This window comes from Ruegeria sp. AD11(2025), assembly GCF_056542405.1.
In genome coordinates, this window is record NZ_JBQFZU010000011.1 from 104,930 (window position 1) to 131,169 (window position 26,240).

At 60.4% G+C, this 26,240-nt stretch carries 22 protein-coding genes; 13 read left to right on the forward strand and 9 right to left on the reverse strand.

What is annotated here, in order from left to right:
• Positions 1–9: 9 nt before the first annotated feature.
• On the forward strand, positions 10–342 hold the full coding sequence (locus ACR1XY_RS12615; RefSeq protein ID WP_480593757.1) for a DUF3307 domain-containing protein: 333 nt from the start codon (positions 10–12) through the stop codon (positions 340–342).
• Here ACR1XY_RS12615 and ACR1XY_RS12620 read toward each other — a convergent pair.
• The 7 genes from ACR1XY_RS12620 to ACR1XY_RS12650 form a co-directional block, all read right to left on the reverse strand.
• A complete protein-coding gene (locus ACR1XY_RS12620; protein WP_480593758.1) occupies positions 300–1,073 on the reverse strand; it encodes a hypothetical protein in 774 nt (257 codons plus the stop codon). The two genes, ACR1XY_RS12615 and ACR1XY_RS12620, sit on opposite strands and share 43 nt — an antisense overlap.
• A gap of 54 nt (positions 1,074–1,127) precedes the next feature.
• The gene (locus tag ACR1XY_RS12625) at positions 1,128–2,432 is read right to left on the reverse strand and encodes an NAD(P)/FAD-dependent oxidoreductase (protein ID WP_480593759.1); all 1,305 of its coding nucleotides are present in this window, start codon (positions 2,430–2,432) and stop codon (positions 1,128–1,130) included.
• Complete coding sequence (locus tag ACR1XY_RS12630) at positions 2,429–3,103, reverse strand: TetR/AcrR family transcriptional regulator (protein WP_480593760.1); 675 nt, start codon at positions 3,101–3,103, stop codon at positions 2,429–2,431. Before ACR1XY_RS12630 ends, ACR1XY_RS12625 begins: the two co-directional genes overlap by 4 nt.
• Entirely contained in the window at positions 3,104–4,657 is a 1,554-nt protein-coding gene (locus ACR1XY_RS12635) for a trimethylamine methyltransferase family protein (protein WP_480593761.1), read from the reverse strand.
• A complete protein-coding gene (locus tag ACR1XY_RS12640) occupies positions 4,657–7,059 on the reverse strand; it encodes a GcvT family protein (RefSeq protein ID WP_480593762.1) in 2,403 nt (800 codons plus the stop codon). Before ACR1XY_RS12640 ends, ACR1XY_RS12635 begins: the two co-directional genes overlap by 1 nt.
• A gap of 111 nt (positions 7,060–7,170) precedes the next feature.
• The gene (locus ACR1XY_RS12645; RefSeq protein ID WP_480593763.1) at positions 7,171–7,800 is read right to left on the reverse strand and encodes a glutathione S-transferase; all 630 of its coding nucleotides are present in this window, start codon (positions 7,798–7,800) and stop codon (positions 7,171–7,173) included.
• A 16-nt stretch (positions 7,801–7,816) separates the two neighbouring features.
• The gene (locus ACR1XY_RS12650) at positions 7,817–8,314 is read right to left on the reverse strand and encodes a class I SAM-dependent methyltransferase (RefSeq protein WP_480593764.1); all 498 of its coding nucleotides are present in this window, start codon (positions 8,312–8,314) and stop codon (positions 7,817–7,819) included.
• 233 nt (positions 8,315–8,547) lie between these two features.
• On the opposite strand from ACR1XY_RS12650, the gene ACR1XY_RS12655 reads away from it, so the two are divergent.
• The 5 genes from ACR1XY_RS12655 to ACR1XY_RS12675 are packed head-to-tail and all read left to right on the forward strand — an operon-like array spanning position 8,548 to position 15,769.
• Positions 8,548–10,320: an ABC transporter ATP-binding protein gene (locus ACR1XY_RS12655; protein ID WP_480593765.1), complete on the forward strand. Its 1,773-nt coding sequence runs from the start codon at positions 8,548–8,550 to the stop codon at positions 10,318–10,320.
• Positions 10,313–12,223 (forward strand): ABC transporter substrate-binding protein, encoded by a 1,911-nt coding sequence (locus ACR1XY_RS12660; RefSeq protein WP_480593766.1) that lies wholly within the window; start codon positions 10,313–10,315, stop codon positions 12,221–12,223. The genes ACR1XY_RS12655 and ACR1XY_RS12660 overlap by 8 nt, the downstream gene beginning before the upstream one ends.
• 14 nt (positions 12,224–12,237) lie before the next feature.
• Positions 12,238–13,266, forward strand: coding sequence for an ABC transporter permease (locus ACR1XY_RS12665; RefSeq protein ID WP_480593767.1), 1,029 nt, complete (start codon positions 12,238–12,240; stop codon positions 13,264–13,266).
• Complete coding sequence (locus tag ACR1XY_RS12670) at positions 13,263–14,417, forward strand: ABC transporter permease (RefSeq protein ID WP_480593768.1); 1,155 nt, start codon at positions 13,263–13,265, stop codon at positions 14,415–14,417. The genes ACR1XY_RS12665 and ACR1XY_RS12670 overlap by 4 nt, the downstream gene beginning before the upstream one ends.
• Positions 14,414–15,769 (forward strand): CoA transferase, encoded by a 1,356-nt coding sequence (locus ACR1XY_RS12675; protein ID WP_480593769.1) that lies wholly within the window; start codon positions 14,414–14,416, stop codon positions 15,767–15,769. Before ACR1XY_RS12670 ends, ACR1XY_RS12675 begins: the two co-directional genes overlap by 4 nt.
• Positions 15,770–15,857: 88 nt before the next feature.
• Here ACR1XY_RS12675 and ACR1XY_RS12680 read toward each other — a convergent pair whose 3' ends face one another.
• Entirely contained in the window at positions 15,858–18,230 is a 2,373-nt protein-coding gene (locus ACR1XY_RS12680; RefSeq protein ID WP_480593770.1) for a mechanosensitive ion channel domain-containing protein, read from the reverse strand.
• Between the two features lie 358 nt (positions 18,231–18,588).
• Between ACR1XY_RS12680 and ACR1XY_RS12685 the strand changes: the two genes are divergently transcribed.
• From ACR1XY_RS12685 to ACR1XY_RS12715, 7 genes are read left to right on the forward strand one after another with little or no spacing between them, the layout of a single operon-like run.
• The gene (locus ACR1XY_RS12685) at positions 18,589–19,803 is read left to right on the forward strand and encodes a glycosyltransferase family protein (RefSeq protein WP_480593771.1); all 1,215 of its coding nucleotides are present in this window, start codon (positions 18,589–18,591) and stop codon (positions 19,801–19,803) included.
• The gene (locus ACR1XY_RS12690; RefSeq protein WP_480593772.1) at positions 19,800–21,047 is read left to right on the forward strand and encodes a glycosyltransferase family 4 protein; all 1,248 of its coding nucleotides are present in this window, start codon (positions 19,800–19,802) and stop codon (positions 21,045–21,047) included. The genes ACR1XY_RS12685 and ACR1XY_RS12690 overlap by 4 nt, the downstream gene beginning before the upstream one ends.
• The gene (locus ACR1XY_RS12695; protein ID WP_480593773.1) at positions 21,047–22,123 is read left to right on the forward strand and encodes a glycosyltransferase family 4 protein; all 1,077 of its coding nucleotides are present in this window, start codon (positions 21,047–21,049) and stop codon (positions 22,121–22,123) included. Before ACR1XY_RS12690 ends, ACR1XY_RS12695 begins: the two co-directional genes overlap by 1 nt.
• Positions 22,120–22,704 (forward strand): histidine phosphatase family protein, encoded by a 585-nt coding sequence (locus ACR1XY_RS12700; RefSeq protein ID WP_480593774.1) that lies wholly within the window; start codon positions 22,120–22,122, stop codon positions 22,702–22,704. Before ACR1XY_RS12695 ends, ACR1XY_RS12700 begins: the two co-directional genes overlap by 4 nt.
• Positions 22,701–23,840, forward strand: coding sequence for a glycosyltransferase family protein (locus tag ACR1XY_RS12705; RefSeq protein ID WP_480593775.1), 1,140 nt, complete (start codon positions 22,701–22,703; stop codon positions 23,838–23,840). Before ACR1XY_RS12700 ends, ACR1XY_RS12705 begins: the two co-directional genes overlap by 4 nt.
• The gene (locus ACR1XY_RS12710) at positions 23,837–24,610 is read left to right on the forward strand and encodes a polysaccharide deacetylase family protein (protein WP_480593776.1); all 774 of its coding nucleotides are present in this window, start codon (positions 23,837–23,839) and stop codon (positions 24,608–24,610) included. The genes ACR1XY_RS12705 and ACR1XY_RS12710 overlap by 4 nt, the downstream gene beginning before the upstream one ends.
• Positions 24,607–25,083 (forward strand): class I SAM-dependent methyltransferase, encoded by a 477-nt coding sequence (locus ACR1XY_RS12715; protein WP_480593777.1) that lies wholly within the window; start codon positions 24,607–24,609, stop codon positions 25,081–25,083. Before ACR1XY_RS12710 ends, ACR1XY_RS12715 begins: the two co-directional genes overlap by 4 nt.
• Here ACR1XY_RS12715 and ACR1XY_RS12720 read toward each other — a convergent pair whose 3' ends face one another.
• On the reverse strand, positions 25,084–26,223 hold the full coding sequence (locus ACR1XY_RS12720) for an alpha-D-ribose 1-methylphosphonate 5-triphosphate diphosphatase (RefSeq protein ID WP_480593778.1): 1,140 nt from the start codon (positions 26,221–26,223) through the stop codon (positions 25,084–25,086).
• Between the last annotated feature and the right edge of the window lie 17 nt (positions 26,224–26,240).

Consider the following 26,240-nt stretch of genomic DNA (forward strand, 5'->3'; position numbering starts at 1 on the left):
ATCAAACATATGTTTGCGGACTATTTCCTCCAGACTCCGAAAATGTTGTCCGGTCGCGGTGTGTATTTACACTGGGGCCGTGCGCAGCATGCTGGCGTGCATGTTGTCGGATCCGTTATTGTTTTTCTACTGTTCGGGGCGCCGTGGTCTTTCATCCTGATCATTGCCGCACTGGAATGGATCGTGCATTTCAATATCGACTTTGCCAAAGCCAGCTATTCGGACAAGAAACAGCTGTCACCAACGCAGGCAGCGTTCTGGCGTGCAGCAGGGCTGGACCAGTTTATGCACAACCTGACCTATATTGCGATGGTCTGGGCTTGGGTGAGTTTCGCCACCTGATCCCCCATGATTTCCCGAGTGGAATGACGGTAAGCCTCTAACCAAAGCTGATCCAACGCATCAAGTTCCGTGGTATCGAATCTTTCCGCAACCTCCCAATACCGGCCCGACGGGACGATATATCCCAGCTCCTGTTCCGCATTCAGAACCCCTTCCATCGCATCGGTAGCGGGCAAACCGGCGTCTGTCAGGTTGCCCAATCCCACAGACGGGAACAGTAACCGACTGTCCCCATGCGATAGCCTGACGACCCGGCACCCCTGTGCCGCGCCGAACATCGCCAGACGCGCTGACTTCGCCTCGAGCGACCGCAGGGTGACATCCGCACGCAACGGATCAGCCGTACCGGTCCCGTAGAAATGCGTATTACCGGTTCCAGGATAGATCATGTCACAACCGAAATAGGCCAGAACCGCAGGGCGAGTCACCGCAAGCGCCCAATACCCCGCAGTGAACGCCATCGTACCACCGGCATAGACGAAACCGCCGAAGCCGTTCTGAACAGGAACGTAATCCCTGGCCGTCACAACCCGCTGATGGTCACGGATCCTGTCTGGTCGTCGTTGGGCCGGGAAATCCTCAGGATGGATCAACACGTCCCAATCCGGCCGGATACGCCAGGCATTGTTGATGGCAACGATGTGCGTAAATGTCGCGCGCGGCCACTGCTGCGCGGCCACTGCGCCCGGGGCGCTGCCCAGTATCAGAACTCGGTTCGTCGGCTCGGCCATGCTGGGCCTCGTTCCATGCGGTCCCCAGATAGCTAGTGCGTTCTCTCGTACCGGCTAGCCCAGAACCGAAAAACTGCTTTCTTCGTTGATCGGGCGCTTGCGGGAATAGAAACCCACGTCGATCGTCCGCTTGATATAAGGCAACTCGAACTGCAGCGGCTGGGCATCGTGATCCGCCCCACCTTCGCAATAGTCGATCAGGGCCGTCATCATCTTTCCTGCGATCGGCGCATTCTTGTACTGATTCCCGCTGGTGCCACAGGCCATGTAAAACCCCGGAAGGCTGGATTTGTCATAGATCGGAATCCAGTCGGTAGAAGCGTCGTACAGGTCTACAACTCCACGTGTCTTGGAAGGGATGCCCAGGCTGGGCACCCGCTGCGCATAGCGCATGGCCTGCGTCGTCCATTGATCGGTAAAGTCGTGGTTATAGTGGACGTCGTCCTCGCACCACTGATGCGGGTCACATTCCGGGTCTTCCGAGCCGACCAGGATGTGGTTGCCGTGCTCGGGACGGCAATAGCAGGCTATATCACTGTCCGACACGATCGTGCCATCGTTTTCGAAATCGAACCCCTCGGGCGCAGGAACGTGTACTACTTCCTGCCGCAGGGGACGTGTTTCGATGGTCATGTCATCCAAAACGCCTGCCATCTTGTTGATGATCGCCGAGCCCGGTCCGGCCACATTCACCACCACCTTGGCGCTGAGTTCTTCGCCCGAGGCCAACTTGACCCCGCACACGCGCCCGCCTTCGGTCAGGATCTCGACCACTTCAGCCCCGGTGCGCACCTCAGCCCCGTGCCGTTTCGCGGCATCCATCAGGTTTTGCGCCGACAGGGCCGGATCGGTGACATAGCCAGCCTGAGGCCAATATACCCCGCCTTGCATCTTGCGCCCGTTCGGCTGACCGAATTCCGGGTCATCCATGCGACGCGCCGGCGCGAAACTGTCCAGCGAGTAAACCGGCAGGCGTTCAGTGATTTTCGCAGCCGACCACTCTTCGAACGGGCAATCCAGATCGGCACTGTTCTTCATGTGTTTTTCCAACATCCCGTTGGCGTCGGTTTTCATCACCAGACATCCCGTCTCGCGGAACTGTGCCAGACTGGCCTTCGTGGGCAGTCCCAAGTAATCAGCCCAATCGCGCCAATAGTGATAGCCTTCCCACGCAAAAGCGGTGCCGTCGAAGGTCGAGTAATGCATCCGAATGATCGCGCAAGACCCCGCAGTTGAGCCATGGCCGACCTGAGAATTGCGGTCCAGCGACAGGGTTTTCCAACCGGCCTTGGCCATTTCGAACGCGATAGCTGCCCCTATGACACCGGTACCGATGATGATTGCGTCTGGTTGGCTCATTCTCTGTCTCCTTCCCAATAGCGCTTTGAATAGGCGCTGAATTCTTCGACTTCCTCGGGTCGTGGCTCGACTCCGGTGAAAACGTAAAGGTAGTGCGGTACCATCTGCAGTCGGGTTTCCATCGGCTCATTCAGCTGGGCGAGATCGTATCCAATCTGCATGTAGTACAGCACACGGGCACGGGTTTCTGCCTCAACCGCAGAATAGCCAAAACGCACGAACATGGCGTGCAGAGCTTCCAACCGCCGGGCGTCCGATTGATCCAATGCACGGCGTACCTTGCCCGATTTGCGCGCCCAATCCCGTACGGCAAAATCCAGCGCCGTATCGAACAGATCGGTGTTCACCACGCAGCGATGCACATTGCAGACCGCCGCCGTAATGGTTTCCGCCGGAGCCTCAGCCTGTGCAATCAGACCCACCGTGTTCGTGGCCTGCCAGCGGGAGAGCAAAGCGTCGAGCAGTTCCTGACGTGATTTGAAATACCAGTAGAAGGAAGATCGCGAGACCGCCATCCGCTCGGCCAAGCTCAGCACCTTGATCTGGTCCACCCCGTCCGAAATCAGCACATCCATCGCCACGTTAAGCCAGTCGTCACGCGTGACCTTTATGTTGCCGACCAAGGGCTCGGCCTTGGGGTCGTCGCGGTGCAGGATCGGTTTGGTGTTCATTCAACTCTCCGGTGGCGCGCCGCCTTCGGCGGTACGGCGCGCGATGAAATCCTGCAAGGCACCAAGCCGGTCGCTATCGCCGGCAGGAGCTTTGAAATCTTCAAGAATGGCCTTCCATACACCCGTTGCCCGATGATTGGCGTCAACCGATCCACGCTCGGTCCACGTGCCGAAATTGGCATAGTCGTGCACGTGGGGCTGGTAGAATTCAGTGTTGTAGCGTTCCATCGTCTGGCTGGTTGCAAAGAAGTGTCCGCTTGGTTCGACCTCGCGCAGGGCGGTGTCAAAGCCGATCTCGGTGCCCCCCGCCTGCGCCCCGGCACAAAGTTCGGCGACCATGTTCAGCACCTCGGCGTCGCAGACCAGCTTTTCGAACGACACTGACAGCCCGCCCTCGAGCCACCCGGCCGAGTGGATGATCACTGTCGCCCCAGCCATCAGGCACCCCCAGAGGCCGAACTGATTTTCATTTGCGGCCTGTACGTCATTGATGTTCGATGCTGACCCGGCAGCGGATCGCCAAGGCAGCCCCAGATGCCGCGCCAATTGCCCGGCCGCCAGTGACGCCTGAAAATGCGAAGGCGTCCCGAACGCAGGCGCACCCGATTTCATGTCTACATTGCTGGTGAAGGTCCCATAGCACACCGGCGCGCCTGGGTTGGTCAGTTGGGTCAGCGTCAGTGCCGCCAAGGCTTCGGCATGGGAAAGCGTGATTGCTCCTGCCACCGTGATAGGTGCCATCGCCCCCATCAAGGTAAAAGGTGTAATGATCGACATCTGCCCATGGCGGGCAAAGTCGATCAGCCCCTGCGCCATGGGTATGTCCAGCGTCCGCGGGCTGTTGGTATTGATGATCGTGTAGCAATGCGCGTTGCCGCGGAAATCTTCATCTGACAGGCCCCGTGCGGTGGAAAGCATCTCGAAGCAGTCCATAACCTGCGGCGTCCCGCGCGAGAAGAAGAACGGGAACTTGTCCGTCAGCTCCATCTGCGCCTGCGTCGTGAAGTAGTGGCGCAGATGTGTCGGCACGTCCTGCGGCTCGACCTGAGGCGAGATCATCTGGAACACGTCGAAATGATGCGTGAGTTTCAGAAACTCAAGATAGTCCTGCCCGGTCGCAGGGCGGCGGCCCCGTTCCAGATCGGTGGCATTAGGTGCCCCTGCCCCCGGCTGGAACACCAGACTTCCCAGTTCCAGTGTGAAATCGCGGCGGCGCGCGCCCGCGTGGCAGGCGATCGAGTTGGGGGCTGAGGCGACGGCGGCCTCGACAATATCGCGCCCGACGAAGACCATTTCAGAGCCTTCATCCACGCGTGCGCCACCCGCAGCAAAAATCCGTCGGGCTTCGGGCAGCAGAACCTTGACCCCCAGTTCCTCAAGCGTCCGCAGGGCCGTTTCGTGCATGTCCGCGATCTGGTCCGCCGAAAACACCTCCATCGGCGGGAACGGGTTCGTCAGTTGGCGGTAGTTCACATCGCGACTGGGCGGCGGGGCGGCGTCAACACCGCGCCCGCGCCGTCGCCGACCGCGTTCGGATGTCTGCGAAATCACCATCAGCCCCTCATCGCCTTGCCCTGCGGGTCGTATGGGGACGGTGCGACCACCCTCGCGGAGCGTTCGACGCCAACCACATGCACGGTCAATTCCGTGCCCGGTTCGGCCTTGTCGCGGTTGACCAGCGCCATTGCCAGCGACTTGCCGGTATAGTGCCCATAGCCACCAGAGGTTACAAAGCCTATCCGATCTTCGCCCGACCAAATCGGCTCATACCCGCTGGCATCCGCGTCCAGCGCATCCACCTCAAGCGTCACCTGAACCTGCGCGGGGCCGTTGCCCTCTCGTTCAGCCACGGCGGCATCCTTGCCGACGAAATCCTTATCCCAATCGATCCAACGGTCCATCCCGGTCATCCCGGGCGTATAGAGCTGAGTGAATTCTGCCGACCAGATACCAAAGCTCTTTTCCAACCGCGTCGAGAGCATCGCGTTGAAACCGCACTCGCGGATGCCCTCGTCAGCGCCCGCCTCCAATAGCATCCGGCGCAGCTTGATGTGATCACCATAGCGGCAGTTGATCTCATAGCCCTTTTCGCCGGTCACCGACATGCGCGCGACGCGAGCGCGGACCAGACCGATGTCGAAATCACCGCAGCCCATGAATTTCAGCCCCGAGATATCCTGTTCTGCCAGTTTCTCGACCACGGTCTGCGATCTTGGACCGACGACGGCGAAACCGCAGTATTCCTCGCCCAGATCGCGAATATCGACGCCGTCGATCATGTGATCATCGAACCACCGCATGTGCCAGGCGCGCAGGTAGTAGCTGCCCATGATCCACCACGTGCCATCGCCCCAGTTGAGAACAGTCAGATCGCCCTTGAGCCGCCCGTTCTCACCCAGCATCGGGGCCAGCTTGGCACGGCCCGGTGCAGGCAGTTTCGAGGCCATCACTTTGTCCAGCCAGACCTCTGCATTTGGGCCACTGATTTCGAACCGCGAAAAGCCCGAGATATCCAGCAGGCCTACGCCCTCGCGGATCACCTTGCATTCCTGGGCCACGATGTCATGCGCGTTCGAACGCTTGAGCGTCGGTGTTTCCTCGAACCCCTTCGGCGCGAAGTACAGCGGCACCTCCAGATCCCAGCTGACACCCCACTTGCATCCGGCGTCGGTCATCGCGTCATGGGCCGGGGCCATTTTCAGCGGACGTCCGGCGGGCAATTGCTCGTTCGGGTAAGTCATCACGAAACGGCGGGAATAGAACTGACCGGTGGTTTCGCGGATATAGCGTTTGTTCTGGGCAAAATCGCCATAGCGCGCCACATCCATCGGCCATGCGTCGGCTTCGGGTTCGCCATGGATCATCCACTCGGCCAGCGTCTTGCCAACGCCGCCGCCCTGCAGGAAACCCGCCATCACCGCACAGGCCGACCAATAACCTGGCTTGCCCGGTACCGGGCCAACCAGCGGGTTACCATCGGGCGAGAAGGTAAATGCGCCGTTTACCCATGTCTTGATGCCGACATTCTGGATCGACGGATAGCGTTCAAAGCCCAGCGTCAGTTCATTTTCGATCCGATCCAGCTGTTCCTGAAACAGCTCTTCGCCATAGTTCCACGGCGCGCCGTCCATGGCCCAGTGTTCGTGGTCGACTTCGTATATGCCGACCAGAACGCCCTTCTGATCCTGTCGCATATAGGTGAATCCTTCGAGGTCCACGGTCATCGGCATCTCGAAATCGGCCTCAGCCACCTCGGGCACCGTGTCGGTAATCAGATAGTGGTGTTTCAGCGGTGAGACCGGCAGCTCAATCCCCGCCATACGGCCCACCTGCTTGGCCCAAAGCCCCGCGGCGTTGACCACATGTTCACACGTGATTGTGCCCCGATCGGTCACCACCTGCCAGCCATCCGCGGTCTGGATCAGCTCCTCAACCTTGGTTTCTTCATAGTATTCCGCGCCACGTTTTTTAGCCGCCGTCGCATAGGCCTGCACCGTGCCGGTTGTGTCGATATAACCCTCACGGTCCGCCCACATGGCACCCAGAACGCCGTCGGTGGACATGATCGGGCAGCGCCGTTGCGCCTCTTCCGGAGACAGCAACTCACAGTCATCAATGCCGATGGATTGGAAGATGCGATAGTTCGCCTGCAGCCATTCCCAGCGTTCGGGCGTGCCGGCCAAGGTCAGGCCACCAGTCATGTGCAGTCCGATATTCTGACCGGATTCTTTTTCGATCTCGCTCAGCAGGTCGATGGTATAGGCCTGCAGAGAGGCCATGTTCGGATCCGCGTTCAACGCGTGAATCCCGCCAGCTGCATGCCATGACGAACCCGACGCCAACCGCCGCCGCTCTAGCATCACCACATCCGACCAGCCGAACTTGGCCAGGTGATACAGAACCGAGGCGCCCACAACGCCGCCCCCGATGACCACAACGCGATACTGAGATTTCATCCTGCCCTCTCCTGCATGACACGCTGTGAACGCTAGACGCACTATTCACTTCTGTCTAGACATTTATGTACAGTCCTGGTCACGCGCAGCCGACATACGGATTTCAACGCTTTAAAGCTGTGCGCTGGGCCGTGATGAGACCGCTTCGAACCACGCTAGTGTTGCCGAGTTTTCCTGTGGAATCCGTCTTTTGATCACGCGAGCGAAGTCGACAAATACAAAGGCGGTGATATCGGCCAGAGTGAATTCTGCCCCAGCGATATAGCGGCTGTCCGCCAATCGCCTTTCCAACAGATCGAAGAAATACCCGACCCGTGCCGCGCCCCTTTGCGCCAGCTCGGGGATTTGAGGGTGATTCTCGGGGCCTGGAATCGCCCGATCGGCGAATGCGGGATGGGCGTTGCGCAGCGTCTCTGCAATGGGCATACCGCCCTGTTGTTCGACGATGCTGTTCCACATCAAGACCAGACCCTGCTCGTCCGGGGTGCGTCCCATCAGCGGCGGCTCGGGAAACCGCGCCTCAAGATACGCGGCGATACCAAGGTTCTCGGCCAGTACCGTGCCTTCATCAGTAACCAGAACCGGAAGGGTTGCGCTTGGGTTGATCGCCCTGAACGCGTCGCCCAGCTGTTCCCCTTTGGCTATCGAGATGTCGCGGGTTTCGATCTGCAGCCCTTTTTCCGCGATGAACATGCGGGCACGGCGCGGGTTCGGGGCAGTGGAGCAATCATAAAACAGCATGGGGAAACCCTTTGGGTCAGCGGCGATAGATGAAACACCGTCCGTCAACGGCATTTATCGGCAAAGGCAGTTCGGTCAGCGTGTCGAAATACATCCGGTCGCTGGACACCATCAGCCCGCCCTCGGCCAGCAGCGGCTCTATCAGGGGTGAGACGAACCGGGCGAAGGCGTCGTTTTTTTTCCGGTTATGTCCGCCAAGGTCAGCGTGGATCAGGCTGGCGGTCGCACCAAAACGATCCAGCGCAGCAGGCAATGTCTCGCGCACATCACCCAGGATCACGCGATCTTCAGGAGGTGTCGAATCCGGGTGAGACGCCACCGCACGTTCGAACACATAGACCGGGCGGTTCTTCACGTATTGCGCCATGTGATGATAGGTGCGCCCATTGCCCAGCCCAAGTTCGAACACGGGACCCGACATGCCGCGCGTCTCGGCAATGGCGAAATCCAGGCAGGCACGTTGCGACACCATACGGTCAATGAACAGATCCAGTCGGCTTTGATCGTCGGACACGGGGAAATCTCTCCTTGATATCAGTCGACTTGTCAGATGGGGCCGACAGGTTGTTTGATGACAAATCCTCAAGACTTTGTGTAGGCAAATTGGCGTCAGTTTCACAATTCCGCGACATTTCACCCCAAGAACGGGTTTGACTAGCCCGCACCAACCGCGCGAAACTGCGACAAAAAACACGGGGAGTTGATCAAGCGAATGCCGACCTACGGCCCAACGGGTGGAATACCCGCATGACGGCGTTGTTGTCCGTCCGCGATTTGAGCATCGGATTTGGCGCGGGTGAGCCCGTTGTCAAAGGCGTCAATTTCGATGTCGAGGCCGGGCAAACGCTGGCTTTGGTAGGCGAATCCGGATCGGGCAAAACGATCTCATGCCGAGCGGCGTTAAGGATATTGCCGCGTACCGCCCAGATACGCAGCGGCACGATTACACTGAACGATTCCAAGGGCACCGAAGACCTGACGCGGATCAGCGAAAAGCAGATGCGCGGGATTCGCGGCAACCGGATTTCAATGATCTTTCAGGAGCCGATGCGATCCCTGTCGCCCCTGCACAAGATCGGCAATCAGGTCAGCGAGGTGCTTTGGCTGCACCGTGGCGCGTCCGAAGCGCAGGCCCGCAAAGAGGTGCTGACCCAGTTCGAGCGCGTAGGCTTTCCCGATCCGCAGCGGGCTTATGATTCTTACCCGTTTGAATTGTCCGGCGGCATGCGTCAGCGCGCAATGATTGCGATGGCAATGGTGTCCAAGCCGGAACTGCTGATCGCGGATGAGCCGACCACCGCACTTGACGTGACGACACAGGCGCAGGTGCTGGGCCTGATCAAGGAATTGCAGCGCGAGACCGGGATGGCGCTGATCCTCGTCACACACGATCTGGGTGTGGTTGCCAACATGGCAGAACAGGTCGTCGTCATGCACAAGGGCCGCGTGATGGAGGCCGGCGCAGCCGCCCCCATTCTGACCGCGCCTGCGCACCCCTATACGCAGCAATTGTTCAACGCAGCGCCCGAGATTCCGGACGAAGAATCCGTTGGCATCCCAATGCCAGACAAGGACCTGATCCTGCAGATGAAGAGCGTGTCAAAAACCTACACCATGCGCTCCAGCAAGGGCTGGCAGGGGGACAAACTGATCCATGCCTGCCGTGGCGTCGACCTGAAACTAGCACGCGGCAAGACGCTGGCCATCGTCGGCGAAAGCGGATCGGGTAAAACCACGGCGGCCCGTATCGCGTTGGGGGCCGAACCGCCAGATCCCGGCGGCGAGGTGCTGTTTCGGACCTCATCGGACGCAGACCCGATCACCGTGCATCACATGACCCGCGCTCAACGCACTGCCTTTCAGCGCAAGGCGCAAATGGTGTTTCAGGACCCCTACAGTTCGCTCAGCCCCCGGATGCGCATTCAGGACGCGATGACCGAGCCGCTGGAGATCCACAGTATCGGCACGGTGTCAGAACAGCGTGACAAGGCGGGCGAGATGTTGCAACGGGTCGGTCTGAACGCTGACATGCTGAAACGCTACCCGCATGCCTTTTCAGGCGGTCAGCGTCAGCGCCTGTCGATCGCGCGCGCCATGATGCTGGACCCGCAACTGATCGTCTGCGACGAGCCGACCTCGGCGCTAGATGTCTCGGTTCAGGAACAGATCCTTACGCTGCTGGAAAACCTGCAGGACAGTCTGAACCTGTCCTATTTCTTCATCTCTCACGACCTTGCGGTTGTGGCGCGTATCGCCGACGAGGTCGCCGTGATGCGCCGGGGGCTGGTTATCGAACAAGCCCCGCCCGAGACGCTCTTCTACAATCCCCGCCACCCCTATACCAAGGCGCTTATTGCCGCTCAGCCAGAACCTGACATCAACCGCCCCATTGACCTGAAACTGGTTGCTTTGGGCGCAGGTTCGCCAGACAGTTGGGATGACGCCTTCCGATTTACCGACTCCGTGATACCTTCACTGGTAGAGATGGAACCCGGCCATAAGGTACGATGCCATGTTTAAGACCACTCGCCCTCTGTTTCTGGCCGCCACGCTGGCCGCTGCATGGATGCTGCCCGCCACGGCAGACACCCCCACCCCACTGGAAGGAGAATTCTGGGCAACCGAGGTAAACGCAGGCAATCTGCCCCCCGTGGCCGAACGTCTTCCCGACGAACCTCTGGTCGTCGATCTGGCCGCCAAAGGGCGCGAGTTCGGAACCCCCGGCGGCACGCTGCGCACCATGGTCACCCGGTCCAAGGACATCCGCCAGATGGTGGTCTATGGATATGCCCGGCTGGTGGGGTTCAACGAAAACTACGAACTGGTGCCCGACCTGCTGGACTCCTACGAAAGTGAAGGCAATCGTAAATTCACGCTGCATCTGCGCGAAGGACACAAATGGTCGGACGGTTCGCCCTTCACCTCCGAGGATTTCCGCTATTGGTGGGAGGATGTGGCGAATAACGAACTTCTCAGCCCCTCGGGCCCACCGGATTTTCTGATCGTCGAGGGAAAGCTGCCCACCGTATCTTTCCCGGATGAGACCACCGTCGTTTATGAGTGGGAAGACCCGAACCCCGACTTCCTGCAATCGCTGGCTCAGGCGCGTCCGCCGTTCATTTACCGGCCCTCTGCCTTTCTGAAGAAGTATCACGAGCAATACGCAGATACCGAAGAACTAGCCTTTCAGGTCAGCGACGCCCGCGTCAAAAGCTGGGCAGCGCTGCACAACAAGCTGGACAACCTCTACAAGTTCGACAATCACGAACTTCCCACGCTGCAGCCCTGGCTGAATGCCAGCTCGGGCAAGAAGATCCGACACAACTTTGTCCGAAACCCCTATTACCACCGCATCGACAGCAATGGCGTGCAACTGCCCTATATCGATGTGGTCGAAATGGAAATCGTCGCTCCCGGCCTGGTCGCGGCCAAGGCCAATGCCGGTGAAACCGACCTGCAAGGGCGTGGCCTGGCATTCCGCGACGCATCCATCCTGAAAAAGGGCGAAGAGGCCGGAAACTACAAAACACGGCTGTGGAAGACCGGTGTCGCCTCGCAGATCGCGATCTACCCGAACCTGAACTTTGCCGATGACGGCTGGCGCGAGGTTCTGCGCGATGTGCGCGTGCGCCGTGCCCTGTCGCTGGCAATTGACCGCAAGACGATCAATCAAGCGCTTTATTTCAAGCTGGCGCAACCCGGTGCGATGTCGGTTTTGCCCGCGTCCCCGTTCTATAGCGAGGAAAACGCTCAGGCATGGGCCCAGTTTGACATCGAACAGGCCAACGCCATGCTGGATGAGGCCGGTCTGACCGAGCGTAACAAGAACGGCATCCGTCTGCTGCCCGATGGCCGCCCGATGGAATTGATCATCGAAACCGCCGGTGAACGGCAAGAGGTCGAAAACGCACTGCAGATCGTTACAGATACGTGGCGCGAGATCGGTGTGGATCTGGTGATGCGCCCGCTGGACCGGGACATCCTGCGCAATCGCGTGTTCGCGGGCAACACCATGGCCTCGGTCTGGTTCGGCTGGGATGATGGTATCCCGCAGACCCATACTTCTCCTGCCTATCTTGCACCTACGGATCAGGTGTTTCTGGCTTGGCCCAAATGGGGTCAGTATTACCAAACCGGTGGCGATGTGGGCGAAGCACCCGATATGCCCGAGGCTGAACGGCTGATGCAATTGGCCCACGACTGGGAAGTGGCCACCACCGATGAAGAGCGCGAGGCGATCTGGACCGAGATGCTGAACATCCACGCCGACCAGCTTTTTGCCATCGGTATCCTGAACGGCGCCCCTCAGCCGGTCGTGGTCTCGAACCGCCTGCGCAATGTGCCCGAACAGGCCATGTGGGCTTGGGAGCCCGGCGCGCATTTCGGTATTCACCGGCCGGACGAGTTTTTCTTCGCCGACTGATCAGGAGCAGCTAAATGGTAATGCTGCGCTATGCAGTCTATCGCTTTTTCACGATGCTGCTGACGCTGCTGGTGGTGTCGGTGCTGATCTTTGTTATCATCAACCTACCGCCCGGCGACTACCTCAGCAACCAGATTGCGGAATTGCAGGCCTCCGGACAATCTGCCGGTGTGGCAAAGGCCGAGTTCCTGCGTGCGGAATATGCGTTGGACCGCCCCATATGGGAACAATACCTGATCTGGATGGGCTTCTGGCCCGGCCCGCACGGGTTTGAAGGTCTGCTACAGGGCAACTATGGCTGGTCTTTCGAATTCGACCGCCCAGTCGCCGAGATCGTGGGAGATACCTTGTGGCTGACCGTTGTAGTCAACCTGGCGGCTATCCTGTTCGTTTATGCCGTCGCTCTGCCACTGGGCGTTCTTGCTGCGGCAAAGTCGCGGACCTGGATCGACTACACCTCGGCCTTTGTTGGCTATCTTGGCCTGGCCACGCCGAACTTTCTGCTGGCGCTGATCCTGTTCTATTACGGCCACCGCTATTTCAACCTGCCCATTGGCGGTCTTATGGATCCGTCTTTCGAAGGTTTGCCAATGAGCTGGGAGAAGATGAAATCCATCCTCGTCCACCTGATTGTCCCGACTTTCGTGATCGGCACATCCGGTGCCTCGGCGATGATGCAGCGTCTGCGCGCCAATATGCTGGATGAGTTGGGCAAACCCTACGTGGAAACCGCCATCGCCAAGGGCATGGCCCCATCGCGTATGCTGACGAAATATCCGCTGCGCGTGGCCTTCAACCCATTCGTAGCCGATATCGGCAACCTGCTGCCGTCGATGGTGTCCGGCTCGGTCCTGGTCTCGGTCGTGCTGGGCCTGCAGACCATTGGCCCGACCCTGCTGACGGCGCTGAAAACGCAGGATCAGTTCTTGTCCGCCTTCATCCTGATGTTCGTGGCGCTACTGACCCTGATCGGCACCATGATATCCGACATCCTGCTGGTCATGCTGGACCCGCGCATCCGGTATGAGGGGCGTGAAGCATGACCCAACACCCTGACGGTCGCTATGTCGACGACGCCCCCTATGACCCGGATGTCGCTCTGCAACAGCTTGAGCGTGCCGATCTGGACGCGCCCAACTGGGTGCTGGTCTGGCGCAAGTTCAAGACCCACAAACTGGGCCTGGTCTCGGGCATTTTCCTGCTGTTGTGCTACCTGATGCTGCCCTTTGCCGGCTTCATCGCGCCCTATGGGCCGAATGAACGGAACGGAGAGCACCTTTATGCCCCGCCGCAAAGCATAAGCTGGTTTCACGAGGGCGAGTTCATCGGCCCCCACGTCTATCCGATCGTGGCCGAAGCCGATCTTGAGACCTTCCAATGGAAATTCGTCCCCGACCTTGAGGACCCGCGCCCGATCAAGTTCTTCTGTGAAGGGGCCGAATACAAACTCGCCGGCCTGATCAGGTCGGACACCCACCTTTTCTGCGCGCCCGAAGGTGCGACGCTGTTCCTGTGGGGCTCGGATCGACTAGGCCGGGATGTATTCAGCCGCATCCTCTTTGGCGCGCAACTGTCGCTGACTGTGGGCCTGATCGGTATCACGGTGTCCTTCGTTCTGGGCATCTTCTTCGGCTCGATAGCCGGGTATTTCGGCGGCAAGATCGACTGGGTCATTAACCGCGTGATCGAGATCTTGCGTTCGCTGCCGGAGCTGCCCCTGTGGCTGGCCTTATCCGCCGCTGTGCCGTCTAACTGGAGCCCGGTCGCGGTGTTTTTCATCATTTCGATCATCCTCGGCATTCTCGACTGGCCCGGCCTCGCCCGATCCGTGCGCGCCAAGTTCCTTTCGCTGCGCGAAGAGGAGTACGTGCGCGCGGCCGAGATGATGGGCGCAAGTTCAGGCCGGGTGATCCGAAAACACCTGTTGCCGAACTTCATGTCTCACCTGATCGCGTCGGCAACCTTGTCGATACCGGCGATGATCCTCGGAGAAACGGCGCTCAGCTTCCTGGGTCTGGGCCTGCGGGCACCGGCGGTTAGTTGGGGTGTGATGCTGAACGACGCGCAGAATCTGGCCTCAATCGAAATCTACCCGTGGACGGCCATTCCGATGCTGCCGATCATCGTCGTGGTACTGGCCTTCAACTTCCTCGGTGATGGCCTGCGCGACAGTCTGGACCCCTATCAGCAATGAGCCTGTTCTCCGCCCTCCCCGCCGCTGACAGCTACAAGAAAACCGGCAAAGGGGCGCGGCCCAGCGCATTTGCTGTGTCGGAACTGGCCACAGCAAGTTTTGCCGCCGTGGGTCAGGAACTTGCGCGTCTTGTGGCTGCGTTGAACCTTGCGCCCAAAGCTCCCGAGGTTTTGGTCGATCGCCGACTGGCCTCACTATGGTATGGGTTTTCGTTCAAGCCGGAGGGATGGGAGATGCCCAGCCTCTGGGACGCCGTGGCCGGAGACTACCCGGCCTCGGACGGCTGGATCAGGTTGCACACCAACCTGCCCCGCCACAAGGCGGCGGCGCTGAAGGTTCTCGGGGTCCCGGGCAATCGAGACGCCGTGGCACAAGCGTTGAAAGAGTGGTCGAACTCTGATCTGGAAACCGCAATTGTGGCCGAGGGCGGCGTTGCTGCTGCCATGCGCAGCCGCGCGGAATGGCTGGAGCATCCGCAGGGGCGTGCTGTGTCCCGCGACCCGCTGGTCGGCTGGCAAAACCCCAGACGCATCACGCTGCGCGACCGCCCCCAAACCACGGCCAACCGCCCATTGGCGGGCCTGCGCGTTCTGGACCTGACGCGTGTTCTGGCGGGCCCTGTCTCAACACGAACGCTGGCGGGTTTTGGGGCTGAAGTTCTGCGCATCGACCCGCCCGGATGGGACGAACCCGGCGTCATCCCGGATATCTCTTTGGGCAAACGCTGCGCCTATCTGGACCTGAAATCGCCCGGCGGCCTGAAACAACTGCAGGACCTGCTTGCGCAGGCGGATGTCTTCGTCCACGGCTACCGCCCCGGCGCGCTGGACGCGCTTGGACTTACTAAGGTCAAACGCGATGAACTGGCCCCGAACCGGGTCGAGGTCACCTTGAACGCCTATGGCTGGCAGGGCCCTTGGTCTACCAGACGTGGGTTTGACAGCCTTGTCCAGATGAGCGCCGGGATCGCGGATGCCGGCCGCGCATGGGCCAAGGCCGACAACCCCACGCCATTGCCCGTGCAAGCGCTGGACCATGCGACGGGCTACCTTATGGCCGCAGCCGTCTTGTCAGCCTTGGCCGAGGCGGCCTCCGGCAACTCCATCATGCTCGCCCAGCTGTCACTTGCTCGCACGGCGGAGTTGCTGGCCGCACTGGCGAAATCCAAAGCCGAAGGCGACATTACGAATGCATCACCTGCCGACTATCCGCAAAGCGCCGAAGAGTCGGGCTGGGGAACGGGCCACCGGTTGAAACCAGCTTTGGCTGTTGGTGCCGCGCAAATGTCCTGGTCCCTCCCCGCCGTGAAATTGGGCACATCCCAACCGACCTGGCCGTCGCTTTCAACCTGACACACCCGCCGCGCGGAACGCGCGGCTTGGCCCAACCCTTTGGGTGGTGTCTCGTCAGAGACGCGATCCAAAGGGGCAGGAGCTGCCCTTAGCGGTCATCCCCTCCAGGGCCGATGTCATCCAGATAATCTTCGTCAATCGCAGCCTGCACCGCTCCGGTCACTGCTTCACGCTGTTTCGGCGACAGGTCTTCCGGGTCTTTGCCCTCGGCCAACCGAACAGTGACCTCGCGATGGGCGAACTTGATGCCTTCACGCGCGAACAGTTCGCGGATTTCCTGATACACTTTCTTTCGCACCAGCCATTGATCGCCCGGCTTGGTCATGAACTTGACCCGGATGATCATCGCCGAATCCTGCATCTCGATCACACCCTGAGATTTCAGCGGCTGGATGAAGTTCTCGCCAATCACCGGGTCGCTCAGCAGTTCCTGACCCAACTTCTTGATCAGTTTCCGCACCTTCTCTACATCCGTGTCATAGGTCACGCGCAACGGCAGCTTCATGATCACCCAGTCGCGGGAGTAATTGGTCAGCACCTTGATTTCGCCAAACGGAATCGTATTCAGCGCGCCCAGATGGTGCCGCAGTTGGAACGACCGGACCGAAATCTTCTCGACCGTGCCTTTCACGTCGCCAATGTCGATGTACTCCCCTTTACGGAACGCATCGTCCAACAGGAAGAACGCGCCCGAAAAGATGTCCCGCACCAGCGTCTGTGAACCAAACCCTACGGCCAGACCCACGACACCGGCGCCCGCAAACAGCGGGCTGACATTGATGCCCAGTTCCATCAGCGCGATCAGCACGATGGTGACAACAACCACAGCCAGGATCGCGCCTCGGAACAGCGGTAGCAGAGTGGCCAAGCGGCTCTGCCCGCCTTCGCCACCTTCATCGCCCAGTTCCGCCTCTTCGCCCCCATCGTCGATTTCCTCAGCGATTTTCGTGTCGATCCAGATGCGGAAAAAGTGGAACAGGATATACCCGATGAACAGGATGACCATCACGTCCAAAGCCCGCCCGATCGGCAGATCCTCACTCCAGCTGGCTTCGGGGTTCCAGATCACGACAAGGGCATAGAGGCCTACCACAAAGGCCAGAATGCCGGCCACGCGACGGGCCAGATCCTCATAGGTCAGCATACTGTGCTTGCGGACCTCGGCCTCGATGGTTTCCACCGGTTCGCCGACTTCTTCCGGGGCTTCTTCTTCAGCGTTCATCTCCTCCATCTGGCGATTGCGGTCGAAGTAGCGCTCAAGCAGGTAATTCATCGCCCCATAGGCCACGACCACCGACATGAAGATCGCATAGCTGCTGGCCACGATCGGCAGCGAGTTCTCGTTTTCCAGCACCAGATCGACCGCCAGCTTGAACCAGCTGAACACGATGTAGACGATCAGAACAGGCGCCCATGCGAAGGAAATGAAGCGCACGATCCACGACACCTCATCCGGCGCCCGCCCACCGCGTATGGCGTTGGAAATGGCCCGCGCGTTGAACAGGATCATCAAGACATTGCCCAGCGCGCCGAACATCGTCAGGCCGCCGTAAACCATGGCATAGACGTTGTAGTTCAGCCCGAAATCCGCAACCCAGGTCGAAAACAAAACCACCGAGATGTCATAGGTCGCAAGCGCCGAGGCCCAGAAATACAAGCGCTTCGCATCCCGGTCGGAAAACGGTGGCAGTCTGTATTGGCTCAAATAGGGCGACAGCACCATACGCCACAGGTCGGATACCGTGCGCGACAGGAAAAACGCCGTAAAAATTGCTGTGACCGTGAACTGGATCGAGATGTCTTCGGCCTCACCAAAGAACAGAAACCCCACGATCAGGGCCATAAGCATAGCAAAGACCGTGCCGCCGATCCCCATGAAGAACCGGAACACCAAAAACGGCATCTTTTCCCGGTAGCCTTGCGGGTTTTCCTTGGATCGCGCCACAACCAGCTTTTTGGCCATGCGCTTGCCGTAAATCTCGGTAGACAGCCAGCGCCCCAGCAGCAGGAACAGGACATTCCAGAACAAGACTTCGACATAGGTCTGAATGCGGCCATCAGGACTGGTCTGGCGCAGGATGTACTGCACTTCGAAGATCGAATAGGGCAAGGCCTGCAGCCGCGACTCCATGGACTCGCGGAATTTCGAGAACCGCTCCTGCGCTTTCATCAGTTGCGAGCCTTCAGCCATCGGATCATGGGTTTCATCCGCTGTGGCGCTGGTCTGACCGCCCGACGACACGATTTGTCCCGCGCTGTCGATGACAATCACGCTGGCGCCGGCCTCAGTCGCGGCCCGAATGGCGTCGGCCAGTTCGCCCTCGGTGCTTGTGTCAGTCTCGGAACTGGAACCAGAACCGTACCCCGGAATCAATGACGTCTGCGCCGCCGCTCCGGTGACAAAGGCCGCTGCAATTGCCAAGATCAACAAGGCCATTCCAGCAAGAGATTTGAGTTTCATCGAGTTTTTCGTCCAATCCGCGTGATGCACCACAGATTACCGAAGCGCCTAAGTGTATTCAAATACTCAGCCTTTTACTTCCCAAGATCGTGTCAATTCGTGTTCCTGCTGCAATGCTCGCGACATCAGTGTTTGCAACCTTGCAAAAACTGAATATGACCAATCCGGCAAACTGGGTGGAATGACGACTTCAGGGCTTGGATACATCCGCAATTCCAAAAGCGCCGGATGTTGCCATTTCGCAATGCTTGTCGAATTTGCACAATCACGTCACCCCCTTTGGCAAGCGGCGGCAAAGAATATACGGTAACGGGTGTAAACGCGCGGATTTGCACCGAGAAACACGACAGGCGAAGGCATGAGCCTAGGAATACAAAACGACACCACCGGCCGGGCGCCGCGCATCCTTTTCTACAGCCACGATACGTTCGGATTGGGGCATCTGCGTAGGTCGCGCGCTCTGGCCGCGGCCATCACGCAGGCCAACCCCGAGGCGTCAGCCCTGATCCTGACCGGGTCCCCGGTGGCCGGTCGTTTCACCTTTCCGCGCCGGGTTGACCATGTGCGCCTGCCAGGCGTGACCAAGCGCGCCGACGGGTCCTATGCGGCCCGAACGATTGGCATGGGCATCGAAGAGGTGACCGAGCTGCGCGCAGGCCTGATCCAGACCGCCGTGCAACAATTCGAGCCCGATATGCTGGTCGTCGACAAAGAGCCCACCGGTTTTCGCGGCGAACTGCTGCCAACACTGGAAAGCCTGTTGCATTCGCAACGCACCAAACTGGTGCTGGGTCTGCGCGACGTGCTTGACGAGCCCGAAGTTCTGGCCGCCGAATGGGAACGGAAAGAGGCTCTGGCAGCAACCGAGCGTTTTTATGACGAAATCTGGGTCTACGGGCTGCGTTCTATATATGACCCGACAAAGGGCCTGCCGCTCAGCCACGCGGCACAGTCGCGCATTCACTGGACGGGATACCTTCGCCGCGATCTCGGCCCGGTCGGCGAACCGCCCGAACAGCCCTATATCCTGATCACGCCGGGTGGTGGTGGTGACGGCAAGGCGATGGTGAACCTTGTCCTTTCCGCCTATGAAAAAGACCCGACCCTGTCGCCGCGCGCAGTGCTGGTCTATGGCCCCTTCCTGTCCGGTGAGCTGCGTGAAGACTTTGAGACCCGCGTTGCCGCACTGAACGGGCGGGTGACCGCCGTTGGCTTTGAATCCCAGATCGAAACGCTGTTTGCCGGGGCCGCCGGAGTGGTGTGCATGGGCGGCTACAACACGTTCTGCGAGGTTCTGTCCTTTGACAAACGTGCTGTGATCGTGCCCCGCACAACGCCGCGGCTGGAGCAGTGGATTCGCGCTTCGCGGGCCGAAGGTCTGGGCCTCGTCCAGATGCTGGACGAAAACCGGGACGGTCTGACCCCGGATGCAATGATACAGGCGATCCGCAGCCTCCCAAGTCAACCTCTGCCATCGCAGGCCATCCAAGGCGGTTTGCTGGACGGGTTGGATTACGTCATCGACCGGGTCGATACCCTGCTGAGCCGGGAACAGAAACGGGCCACCGGATGACAACACCTCAGCCGAAACTGGCGGTGCTGGTCAAGGGATGGCCGCGCCTGTCCGAGACGTTCATCGCGCAGGAACTTGTCGCCCTGCAGGAAGCCGGGCACAGCTTTGACATCTGGTCGCTGCGCCACCCGACCGATGTGAAACGGCATCCGCTGCATGACCAGTTCCGGGGTCAGGTGCGCTACCTGCCCGAATACCTTTACGAAGAACCCCAGCGGGTCTGGGCTGCGCGCCGTGCAGCACAAACTTTGCCCGGGTATGCCGAGGCCTACCGGGTCTGGCGCGCCGATCTGCGCCGTGATCCGACCCATAACCGGATCCGCCGCTTTGGTCAGGCCTGCGTTCTGGCCGCCGAATTGCCCGAAGCGACGCAGGTGATGTACGCGCATTTCATGCACACACCGTCCTCGGTTGCGCGGTACGCCGCCATCATGCGTGGCCTGCCGTGGAGCTTTTCGGCCCACGCCAAAGACATCTGGACCTCTCCCGAATGGGAAAAGGTCGAAAAGCTGCAGGCCAGCACCCACGGCGCAGCTTTTGGTGCGACCTGCACGGCCATTGGGGCCGACCACCTGCGCAGCCTGGCTGACGATTCCGCGCGAGTTGAACTGATCTATCACGGGCTGGATCTGACCCGCTTCCCCGCCCCGCCAGACCGCGCCCAGCGCAGTCCGGAGGCACCATTTCATATGCTGTCGGTTGGTCGTCTGGTCGAGAAGAAGGGGTTCGACCGCCTGATCGACGCTTTTGCCATGCTGCCTGACACGCTGGACTGGCACTGGACCCATATCGGTGGCGGTACACTCGGCGACACCCTGCGCGCCCGGGCCGAGGCTGCGGGGGTATCGCATCGGATCACGTGGAAAGGAGCTTGTGACCAACCCGAAGTGATCGCGGCGATGCGCACGTCCGACCTGTTCGTGCTGCCCAGCCGGATTGCCAATGACGGAGACCGCGACGGGCTGCCCAACGTGCTGATGGAGGCGGCGTCGCAACTGTTGCCGATCCTGTCGACGCCAGTGTCGGCCATTCCCGAGTTTATCAAAACGGGCACCCAAGGCGTCTTGTCAGACGACGACCCAGCCGCGCTGGCCACGGCCATCACCAACATGGCCGCAACGCCCGGGCAAACCGCAGCGATGGCCACCGCCGCCTATGACCGCCTGATCGCCGAGTTTCGCATGGACCCCGGCATCGCCCGCCTGTCAGAACGGCTGCGCGCGCTGGGTGCGGACACGGTCTGATGGCAAGGATCGCCTTCTACACGCCAATGAAAGCGCCCGACAGCCCGGTGCCGTCGGGGGATCGTGAGATGGCGCGCAACCTGATGCAGGCGATTGGAGCACAAGGCGACACGGTAGAACTGGCCTCGCGGTTGCGCGTCTTTGACAAGGTTGGGGACACGCAAATACAGGCTGCATTGCGCGCCGAAGCCGACACCGAGGTTCAGCGATTGATCGATGACCTACCCACGGAAACCGCGCTTTGGGTGACCTACCATAACTATTACAAGGCGCCGGACCTGCTGGGCCCGCGCATCTGCAAGGCCCGGAGCATTCCCTATGTACAGCTGGAAAGCACCCGCGCAACCAGCCGTCTGAACGGCCCCTGGGCCGGGTTTGCCCAATTCGCGCATGACGCCTGCGATGCGGCACAGGTGATCTTCTACCATACCGCCAATGATCTGATCACGCTGGAACGGGAACGATACGGGGCACAGCGCCTTATAGAACTGCCGCCTTTCCTACCCTTGTCGGAACTGCCACCAGCCTCAACCTGCAATGGTCCGATGCTGACAGTGGGCATGATGCGGCACGGCGACAAACTGGCGTCTTATTCCCTTCTTGCGCAAACGCTCGCGCTTCTGTCTGGGGACTGGGCACTGAATATCGCGGGTGATGGCCCCGCCCGATCCGAGGTTGAGGCGCTGATGGCCCCGTTCGGTGCAAAGGTTCGGTTTCTGGGCCAGTGCGACCGCGACACGCTGCAGGCTCTCTACACCAAGGCTTCCCTACTGGTCTGGCCCGGTGTCAACGAAGCCTATGGCATGATCTACCTTGAGGCACAGGCCAGCGGTGTGCCGGTTGTCGCTCAGGACCGACCGGGCGTGCGGGACGTGCTCGTCCCATCAGGCTACCCCAACGTGGATGCAGGGCCAAAGGGGCTGGCCGCGCGGCTTCATGCTTTGTTGAGCAACCGGCGCCTCCGTCTGACGCTGGGGGCTGACGCCCGCATACGGATGGCCGAACGCCACCTGATGGCAGCAGCCACCGACCGGTTCTGGCAGGCCGCCCGCCCCTTGGTGGAGGCTACTCGATGACCCGGCTGGCCTTGCTGAGACATGGACACACGCACTGGAACCGCGCGGGTCGCATTCAGGGGCGTAGTGACATTCCGCTGGATGATGACGCCCGGACTGAACTTGCCGCCACACACCTACCCGCCCCGTGGCACCGCGCAACCCTCTGGTCCAGCCCGTTGCAGCGGGCCAGTGAAACCGCCCGCCTTGTCGCCGGGCGCGATCCGCTGACTTCGGATGCGTTGACCGAGATGAACTGGGGCGATTGGGAAGGTCTGCGCGGAATCGATTTGATTGCCGACCCCAACAGTGGCTACCGCCACATCGAGGACTGGGGATGGGAGTACTGCCCACCAAGTGGTGAGACCCCGGCCGAGGTTTGGGAACGACTGCAGCCCTGGTTGAACCGGTTGACGGGCGACACAGTTGCAGTCTGCCATATCGGCATCATGCGAGTCATTCTGGCCCGCGCCTGGGGTTGGAATTTCGACGGTCCTGCCCCCTTTAAAATCAAGCGCAACCGCCTGTACATCGTCGATTTGTCGAATATGGCGCCTTTGCCCGACCCCATCCGCCTGATCAGGCCCGAGGCCTCCTCATGAAGGTCATGATCGTTGTCACTCATCTGCTGGGCACCGGGCATCTGAGCCGTGCCCTGACACTGGGCCGGGCTTTTATACGCACGGGGCACGAGACTTTTGTAGTTTCGGGCGGGATGCCCGCACCGCAGCTGGACAGTTCTGGCATGACCCTGCTGGGGCTGCCGCCGCTCCGCTCAGATGGTACCGATTTCACTCGTCTTCTGACACAGAGCGGTGACGTGGCAGACCGGGCCTATCTGGCGGCACGCGAAACCGCGCTGGTCGAAGCCGTGCGGAGTTTTGCACCGGACATTATGATCACCGAGCTGTTTCCTTTTGGCCGCCGATCCTTGTCTTCCGAATTCACCGCTGCGCTTGAGGCCGCACACAACCTGCCGCGCCGTCCGGTCATTCTGGGATCAGTCCGGGACATCCTGGCACCGCCTTCGAAACCGTCGAAAGCACAACGCGCGGAAGAAATTGTGTGCGGGTACTATGACGGCATCCTCGTCCATTCCGATCCCAACCTGGTTCCGCTGGAGGTCAGCTGGCCCGTGACCGAGCGGTTGCGCGAGCGGTTGTTCTATACCGGTTTTGTCGCCCCCGAAGCCCCCGCGCCGCACCCCGATGAGAGCGGCAAGGACGAGGTTCTGGTCAGCACGGGTGGCGGATCAGTTGGCCTGCCAATCTTTCGCGCATCCATCGAGGCCGCCCGAAAGATGTCCAACAGGCGCTGGCGCCTGTTGGTGGGCGGCCAGGACGCACCCGCACGCATTGAGCAGTTGCAACAGGTGGTCGGCAATGCCCCGGTTACCCTTGAACCGGTGCGCCCCGATTTCCGGCAGATGCTGCCCCTTGCTGCGGCTTCAGTCTCCATGTGCGGCTACAATACCGCGCTGGACATCCTGCAATCGGGAACACCTGCCGTGTTCATTCCCTTTGACGATGGCAAAGAGGTCGAGCAAAGCTTGCGCGGGCAGAGCCTCTCGGACCTGTCCGCCATCGAGGTAATACCCAGCAAGGATCTGGATGGCGCGGCTTTGGCGCAGGCTGTTGCGGCGGTCATGTCCGATGGCCCGCGCGCAATACCTTCCGAGGGCTTTGACGGAGCCAGCAGATCGGTTGAGATCGCATGTTCTTTGAAAGAGCAAACATGATAATCGACTGGCATCCTTTGAAAACCGAGTTGGACGTCTGGCAGGCGCAGGGTCTGACCCTGCCCCTGTGGTGGCGCGATGATGACGCGGTTTCAGCAACACCGCAGCTTGGAACACTGTCAGAACTGTCCCGGTCTCTCGGTCTGCCCGTCCACCTTGCGATCATCCCCCGCGATGCCGATGCGGGGTTGGTGGAATATGTCCGGAAGCGCAACACGCTGGTTCCGGTTGTGCATGGTTGGGCACATCAAAACCATGCACCGCCAGACGAAAAGAAATCCGAGTTCCGGCTGCACAGACCTATGCCAGATATCCTTGCCGATGCGCGCGCAGGATTTGAACGACTGAACGCTCTGGTCGGAGACAGGCTGTGCCCGGTCTTCGTGCCTCCGTGGAACCGGATCGCACCGGAGGTGGTTCAAGAATTGCCGACCCTGGGCTATCGCGTTGTCTCAACTGCAACACCACGCAAAGCACGAATGCCCGCGCCCGGTTTAGAGCAGATCAATACCCATCTGGACCCGATAGATTGGCGCGGAACGCGGGGGCTGGTTGCGCCGGAAAAACTGATCACCCAAACGGTCGACCTTTTGCGGGACCGCCGCGAAGGGCGAACTGACAACGCCGAACCTTTCGGTGTACTGACCCATCATCTGGTCCATGACTCCGATATCTGGACCTTTACCGAAGACCTGCTGCGCAGGCTTCTGGACGGCCCCGGTTTTGCCTGGACCTTGCCTGCCAACACATCAACCGGAGACCCCGAATGAGCCGACTGGATTCCATGCTGCGCCGCCTGACTGCGCAACGCGACGGGCTGAACTGGGCTGTCGCTCAGATCAGCGAGATGGAGGGTGACGTTCTGGACATGGGGCTGGGCAACGGCCGCACTTATGATCACCTGCGGGAAATTCTGCCAATGCGACGCATCTGGGTGATGGACCGGGTGTTGCAATGCCACCCCTCCAGTACACCTCCGGCCGAGAATTTCCTGCAGGGCGAAGCAGAACCCATGCTGGAGAAACTGGCCGCTGGCGGGGCCAAGATCGCGTTGGCGCATTATGATTTCGGGCGCGGTATCAAGGAAGAGGACGTTGCCGAGGCCGCACGCCTCAGCCCTTTGATCGCGCAGGTGATGCGGCCCGGGGGGTTGCTGATCTCGGGTCAGCCCCTAGTGGGTTTCGAACAGATCAGCGGCCCGGACACAATAGCGCCGGACCGGTATCTTTTCTATCGCGCCTGATCAGGCCACGCGACGTCCGCGTGACCAGACACCGTTCAACGCGGGCGCGCCTTCGCGCATACGGAAGCGGATGACGTCTGCACGCGCGCCTTGACGCAACTCACCGCGGTCTTCCAGCCCGACAACGCGCGCCGGGGTCTTGGTCACGGTCCGAAGACCGCGCGCCATATCGCCCCACCTCTCGCCCAGACGTGCCGCCGACAACAGCAGAGCAGCCGGAACGTAGTCCGACGATAGAATGTCAAGATGACCCAGATCGGCCAACTCATGCGCGGCCACATTACCGGAATGCGATCCGCCCCGGATCACGTTGGGGGCTCCCATCATCACCTTGATGCCGTGATCGTGGCAGGCACGGGCAGCTTCGACCGTGGTGGGGAACTCGGCCAGACGAATACCGTGACTGGCGGACACCGCCACTTGTTCCTGCGTGGTGTCGTCATGGCTGGCCAGCATCGCGCCGAAACGCTGTGCTGCCTTGACGGTTTCAACCTCGTGCCGGTCGCCATACCGGTCGCGCAGTGCCTTGAGCTGTGCGACATGCTGCAGGAAATCGTCGTCTGTCATGCCGTGCTTGCCCTTCATATAGGCCTCAAGCTGCGACATATTCCGAAACTGCCGCTGCCCCGGCGTGTGGTCCATCAGTGACACCAGCCCCACACGATCTTCGGGGCCAAATTCGTCCAGCTCAGCCACCAATGTTTCAGAACAGACTTCGGCCCGCAGATGCAGAAAGTGGCTGATCTTCAGCGCGTCCTGTTCGCGCAGCTGCCAAAGCTCGCGGGATAGATCGCGGGCGTATTTCCTGTAACGGTTGCCGCTGGGGATTGAACCGATGCGCATCGCATCGAAGACCGTCGTGATCCCGGTGCTGGCCAATTCGGCGTCATGAGCCAGAATCGCCGCCGCATGAGGCCAGTCGACCCTGGGGCGCGGCTGGATGTGACGCTCAAGATTGTCCGTATGCAGCTCGACCAGTCCGGGGCTGACAAAATCGCCGCCGCAATCGACCGCCCCCGCTGGAACGGCGCGACCCGTGGCAACACCGGCAATGGTGTCACCCACGATCCGCACGCTGCCCGTAACGGTCTCATCCGGAAGAACAAGCGTGGCATTGGCAAGGATCATTTCTTCTGTCATCTGAACTTCACACGTTC

What these genes read in the sequence shown, in the direction of transcription:
- ACR1XY_RS12645 (WP_480593763.1), bottom strand. Translation starts at nt 7,800, where the DNA reads ATGCTGTTTTATGATTGCTCCACTGCCCCGAACCCGCGCCGTGCCCGC.
- ACR1XY_RS12695 (WP_480593773.1), top strand. Translation starts at nt 21,047, where the DNA reads ATGGCAAGGATCGCCTTCTACACGCCAATGAAAGCGCCCGACAGCCCG.
- ACR1XY_RS12720 (WP_480593778.1), bottom strand. Translation starts at nt 26,223, where the DNA reads ATGACAGAAGAAATGATCCTTGCCAATGCCACGCTTGTTCTTCCGGAT.
- ACR1XY_RS12710 (WP_480593776.1), top strand. Translation starts at nt 23,837, where the DNA reads ATGATAATCGACTGGCATCCTTTGAAAACCGAGTTGGACGTCTGGCAG.
- ACR1XY_RS12715 (WP_480593777.1), top strand. Translation starts at nt 24,607, where the DNA reads ATGAGCCGACTGGATTCCATGCTGCGCCGCCTGACTGCGCAACGCGAC.
- ACR1XY_RS12635 (WP_480593761.1), bottom strand. Translation starts at nt 4,657, where the DNA reads ATGGTGATTTCGCAGACATCCGAACGCGGTCGGCGACGGCGCGGGCGC.
- ACR1XY_RS12660 (WP_480593766.1), top strand. Translation starts at nt 10,313, where the DNA reads ATGTTTAAGACCACTCGCCCTCTGTTTCTGGCCGCCACGCTGGCCGCT.
- ACR1XY_RS12690 (WP_480593772.1), top strand. Translation starts at nt 19,800, where the DNA reads ATGACAACACCTCAGCCGAAACTGGCGGTGCTGGTCAAGGGATGGCCG.
- ACR1XY_RS12700 (WP_480593774.1), top strand. Translation starts at nt 22,120, where the DNA reads ATGACCCGGCTGGCCTTGCTGAGACATGGACACACGCACTGGAACCGC.
- ACR1XY_RS12680 (WP_480593770.1), bottom strand. Translation starts at nt 18,230, where the DNA reads ATGAAACTCAAATCTCTTGCTGGAATGGCCTTGTTGATCTTGGCAATT.
- ACR1XY_RS12665 (WP_480593767.1), top strand. Translation starts at nt 12,238, where the DNA reads ATGGTAATGCTGCGCTATGCAGTCTATCGCTTTTTCACGATGCTGCTG.
- ACR1XY_RS12675 (WP_480593769.1), top strand. Translation starts at nt 14,414, where the DNA reads ATGAGCCTGTTCTCCGCCCTCCCCGCCGCTGACAGCTACAAGAAAACC.
- ACR1XY_RS12640 (WP_480593762.1), bottom strand. Translation starts at nt 7,059, where the DNA reads ATGAAATCTCAGTATCGCGTTGTGGTCATCGGGGGCGGCGTTGTGGGC.
- ACR1XY_RS12685 (WP_480593771.1), top strand. Translation starts at nt 18,589, where the DNA reads ATGAGCCTAGGAATACAAAACGACACCACCGGCCGGGCGCCGCGCATC.
- ACR1XY_RS12705 (WP_480593775.1), top strand. Translation starts at nt 22,701, where the DNA reads ATGAAGGTCATGATCGTTGTCACTCATCTGCTGGGCACCGGGCATCTG.
- ACR1XY_RS12625 (WP_480593759.1), bottom strand. Translation starts at nt 2,432, where the DNA reads ATGAGCCAACCAGACGCAATCATCATCGGTACCGGTGTCATAGGGGCA.
- ACR1XY_RS12615 (WP_480593757.1), top strand. Translation starts at nt 10, where the DNA reads ATGTTTGCGGACTATTTCCTCCAGACTCCGAAAATGTTGTCCGGTCGC.
- ACR1XY_RS12670 (WP_480593768.1), top strand. Translation starts at nt 13,263, where the DNA reads ATGACCCAACACCCTGACGGTCGCTATGTCGACGACGCCCCCTATGAC.
- ACR1XY_RS12655 (WP_480593765.1), top strand. Translation starts at nt 8,548, where the DNA reads ATGACGGCGTTGTTGTCCGTCCGCGATTTGAGCATCGGATTTGGCGCG.
- ACR1XY_RS12630 (WP_480593760.1), bottom strand. Translation starts at nt 3,103, where the DNA reads ATGAACACCAAACCGATCCTGCACCGCGACGACCCCAAGGCCGAGCCC.
- ACR1XY_RS12620 (WP_480593758.1), bottom strand. Translation starts at nt 1,073, where the DNA reads ATGGCCGAGCCGACGAACCGAGTTCTGATACTGGGCAGCGCCCCGGGC.